Origin of the sequence: Cytobacillus sp. NCCP-133 (assembly GCF_026011715.1) — a bacterium.
In the GTDB taxonomy this organism is placed as follows: domain Bacteria; phylum Bacillota; class Bacilli; order Bacillales; family Cytobacillaceae; genus Cytobacillus.
Genome location: NZ_BRVM01000004.1, coordinates 1 through 4,498, shown reverse-complemented (window position 1 = coordinate 4,498; position 4,498 = coordinate 1). Strand labels below are relative to the sequence as shown.

At 40.4% G+C, this 4,498-nt stretch carries 3 protein-coding genes, 1 tRNA gene and 1 pseudogene; 3 read left to right on the top strand and 2 right to left on the bottom strand.

Annotated elements, in window-relative coordinates:
* Positions 1-140: 140 nt before the first annotated feature.
* The gene (locus NCCP133_RS07080) at positions 141-569 is read right to left on the bottom strand and encodes a DUF2621 domain-containing protein (RefSeq protein ID WP_264804234.1); all 429 of its coding nucleotides are present in this window, start codon (positions 567-569) and stop codon (positions 141-143) included.
* 123 nt (positions 570-692) lie between these two features.
* Here NCCP133_RS07080 and NCCP133_RS07075 point away from each other — a divergent pair.
* Positions 693-789 (top strand) — tRNA-Sec (locus NCCP133_RS07075).
* 859 nt (positions 790-1,648) lie between these two features.
* On the opposite strand, the gene NCCP133_RS07070 is transcribed toward NCCP133_RS07075, so the two are convergent.
* The gene (locus tag NCCP133_RS07070; protein WP_264804233.1) at positions 1,649-2,833 is read right to left on the bottom strand and encodes a DUF4317 domain-containing protein; all 1,185 of its coding nucleotides are present in this window, start codon (positions 2,831-2,833) and stop codon (positions 1,649-1,651) included.
* Between the two features lie 485 nt (positions 2,834-3,318).
* Between NCCP133_RS07070 and NCCP133_RS07065 the strand changes: the two genes are divergently transcribed.
* Positions 3,319-4,302: a tRNA dihydrouridine synthase gene (locus NCCP133_RS07065; protein WP_264804232.1), complete on the top strand. Its 984-nt coding sequence runs from the start codon at positions 3,319-3,321 to the stop codon at positions 4,300-4,302.
* Positions 4,303-4,400: 98 nt separating this feature from the next.
* Positions 4,401-4,498 (top strand): annotated as a pseudogene (locus tag NCCP133_RS07060) (CcdC protein domain-containing protein); the annotation flags it as partial.

The following is a 4,498-nucleotide window of genomic DNA, read 5'->3' as shown; positions in this document are numbered from 1 at the left end:
TGGAAGCTGCCGGTGTGGTTCGGTAGCTTTTTTTTGCACTATCGATCATTGGGCTGTTGATTTCCGCTACAATCACAAGGGTACTTAAATTAATTCAACCTCCTGATAATAAAAAAACCACTCCGGTTACCCGAAATGGCCTAAAACAAATGCTCATATGGCGTCATACTGATTTGTTTTTCTGTTAATTTTTTGCGCAGGAAGTTATGATCCCGTTTCGGAGTAGCTAAAATATATCCGCGAATTAAAAGATTCTGGTCAATTTTTGTTGCCTTTTCCTTTAAGGCAAGCTCTCCGATTTTCCCGGCAATTTTCATTCTCGCCACATCCCTGAATAGCTCAGGCACGGGACTGACCAGATCCTCCAGCAAATCCTTTTCCTCCTGCTGCCAAAGATGGCGCGTTTCATTCACATAATGTTCTTCCCAATCCAAATCCGATTTGCCATCCTCTTTCGGCATCCGTTTCAAAAACTTCCGGAACATAAAAAAGCCACCGATCGCAAAGAACGAAATCAGAACTACAACCCCGAATAAAATAAACCACAAAAACCAGCCTTCAAGTTGCATTTCCTTTATCTACACACTTAATTTCTTGTCCCTATTATAATCCTTGTCCAGGGAAACGACAAGAAAGTAAGCATTAGTCTTGAAAGCAGCCCTATTTGCCCTTATAATTAGAAGAGTCTTTACGGGGCTGATTGGGGTGCTGGTGCCCTCCACGGTCTTCAAAACCGCTTGTGACCACCGTGTGTGGTCAGCTGGGTTCGATTCCCAGGCGGTCCCGCCAATTTTTTCAGTGTTATTAACGGTTTGAACAGTTTTTTGACTGTGATTTGACAGTGATTTGTTTTGATAAAGTCATAGTATTTTTTCGGTAAATTACATAAACCTAGTGTGACCAATTATCGTATACTGGTGTGTTTTATCCACATATTTCTGTAAAAGAAGGGTGGATTTTTTTATGCAATCAGTAATTAGTAAGACTAATCGTAAAGGTGCTAGAAGTTATCAAAGTTTAAATCGTGTAAAGACTGTTGAACAGAAATTGACCTTGTTTAATATTGGTGCCTGACCCCCACTTCGTTAATTCGTTTATGACTGTGGGGGCAGGCACCTTTTGCTCGCAGTTGTCGTCCCTAGAAAACTTACTGAAATAGATTTGGTGTTATAGGCACCTGTAAGCAGGGTGATTCCTATAAGTACTCCTGCAAATTTTATCTTGTGCCCCCCAAAGGATAAGATTTGGTTCGAATTTTTTAACCCTTTATAAGACACCTAACTCGATATAAAAAATTTTTTAGGTCAAATAATTCTATTCAAGCTCTTTACTAAATATATGCTTTTAAAAAGCTACTAACCGTAATTCCCTTGATTTCCTGCCTAAAACCTAAATCAACTTACATGCAATATGGACGGAGTAAATATTGTTACCTTCCTCCGGCTACGTTAATTACTGAGGGTCAGGCCTCTTTTTTCGATCCCTAAACTGCTTATAACGCAAACAAAAAAGGAATTCCTATTTGGGAATTCCTTTTTTATTGGAAAGATAGACAAACCTATCATTTTATTATCCTCTGTATTGGAAGCGTGGATCTGCATTTTCTGTTAGAATGAAGCAAGATTACCACAACCGTGTCCCTGCTCCTTTATTCTTTATCCGGACCCCCGCCAAAAGTTTCGGGAATCATCGTGAAGCCTTCAATCACGGTATCTTCTTCCACCTCGATCATTAGGTAACGCTTGCCGTCAAAATGGACTTGTTTTACATATCTAAGATCTTGGGGGCTGATGGAAATGTTGGCTGCTTTCGTGCTGATTTTTATTGATTTTGAATTAAATTTAGGAAGGACGCTGTTTGCCTTTATTTCATATTTGTCATCATCGATGATTTTTTGATAAGCGGATTGGACCTTTTCTGAATTAATATCTTCGAGACCGCTCACCTTTAAAACACGTTCTACGTCTTTGGAATCCAGCTTCGGCGGTTCATCCTCTTCGTTTTCCACGATCATCCGGTTAATCTCTTCATATACGTTGGAAAGTGTTGATGTGCTTAGCTGATCTCCTGTTACGTCTTTAATAATTTCCTCAAAAACGATTTTATCATCTTGCGCCGTCATCGTTTCTTCCCCGTTTAAAACGTTCTCTATGAACTGGTGGTCGGGCTCATGGACCTTGCCTGCTGAATACAAGACGTGATTAACATCAGCTGCATGATCGGAGAAGCAAGGAAATAGGAACCCTAAAATAGGTGCCCTGAGGTTGATAATCGGATCAACGGTAAAATGATATTTAAATTCCTTTTCTACATAGTCAAAAAGCAGTTCTTTCTTCGGTTCTTGCGTGTTATTTATGCTGCAAAGGATAAAGGGATGAGAATAAACGGCATCCCGTTCACTTTCCTCGGCTTCTGCATGGCGGCGTTTCATTGGCTTAAGATACTCCCCGCGAATGAACGTAACGACAATATCCTTTTCATATTGCCGGATTCCCAGCATTTTGCCGACTATCTGAAGCATTTGATCTGTCCAGCCTTCAGCATCACTGCTTAGCAATCCTTGATGCAGGATGAGCTGACTGCTGTTTTCGGCATCCCTCTGAAACTTTAATTCAAAGAGCTTTTCATCCAATTGACCGCCAAGCAGCTTTTTGAAGTTATCCATAAATAGATCCTGCTGATCCTGGTCCAGCATTTCAAAAGGCTGGCTCTCATAATGATAAATCTCGCTTGATTCCTTCATGATATAGACATTAAAAATATCTGAGATCTTTAGTAAGTCATTATTTAACTTAAATTGTTTCCGAATCTGCGCGATGTCTTTTTTGTTCACGGTTAAAATCCACTCCTAAGCTGTCCAATATACATATTTACTAGAATAACAAAATACATCAGCTATATAAATGAATCTATTTATTTTCGCTTTTTTGAAAAGGGATTTGTTAATTAATTTGGAGTATATTTACCGGGGTTAGTGCTGGCGAGGTGAATGTGGAGTGCTGATATTTTGCCATCATTTAGGATATAAATAAAGAAGCTTGTCATATGTTGACTAAAACTTGTGTGAAGACTCTTTTTATTTTGTGAAAAGGATAGGTTTAAATATCGGAGAATATTGTGCCTGACACCGGCTGAGTTAATACGTTACAGACTGAGGGGGCAGGCACCTTTGTACAGATATTGTGAAGTTAGAACGATCAGTTTGATAAAAAGTACTTAGCCATGGTATAAGTGTATAAGCAGCAGAAATATGGTGCTTTTTATTTTTGGGATAAAACGTTACCTGGTATCCCATTATGAGAGGATTTGAAATAAATTATGAAAGACAATTTTTGGCGTGAATTACCACGACCTTTTTTTATACTAGCACCAATGGAAGAAGTGACGGATGTTGTTTTTCGCCATGTGGTGAGTGAAGCAGCCAGACCTGATGTGTTTTTTACTGAGTTTACAAATTCGGATAGTTATTGTCACCCTGAGGGGATTAATAGTGTGCGTGGGCGTTTGACATTTACAGAGGATGAACAGCCAATTGTAGCCCATATATGGGGGGATAAACCTGAATATTTCCGGCAAATGAGTATTGGTATGGCGGAACTGGGCTTTAAGGGATTGGATATCAATATGGGCTGTCCTGTACCCAATGTGGCACAGCACGGGAAGGGAAGCGGCCTGATTCGTCGCCCGGAAGTTGCAGCTGAATTGATTCAGGCAGCCAAAGCAGGAGGTTTGCCGGTAAGTGTAAAGACAAGGCTTGGCTTCACGGAAGTAGGCGAATGGAAGGTCTGGCTGAAACACATTTTGGAACAAGACATTGCTAATCTTTCCATTCATCTGCGTACAAGGGACGAAATGAGCAAAGTGCCTGCACACTGGGAGCTGATTCCGGATATTAAGAAACTTCGCGACCAGGTGGCTCCGGATACCCTTTTGACGATCAATGGAGATATTCCTGACCGTCAGACTGGTTTGAAGCTAGTCGAACAATATGGCGTTGATGGAGTAATGATTGGGCGCGGCATATTCCATAATCCATTTGCCTTTAAAAAGGAGAAGAAAAATCATAGCAGTGAGGAATTGCTTGACCTTTTAAGATTGCATATGGATCTCCATGATAAATATTCGCATTTAGAGCTGCGGCCGTTCACGGCTCTTCATCGCTTCTTCAAGATCTATGCCAAAGGATTTCGAGGGGCGAGTGAATTAAGAAATCAGTTGATGAACACAAAATCAACAGATGAAGTGCGTGAATTGCTTGATAACTTTGAGACAAAGAATCTTGGTGGAGTGGGTGGACAGTAGAAGTTTCCCAATTCAAAGTAAAAGCCAAGTAGATATTAATGGTGCCTGACCTCGACGGCGTTTAAACGTTAATGACTGAGGGGTCAGGCGTCTTTTTTAGGGACAACGAAATCCACCTTAAGCGTTCAAAAGCATTTGCTTTTATATTAATAGGATTGCTTGTAGTACGGATTATTGGAAAAATGATCCTTAGCTC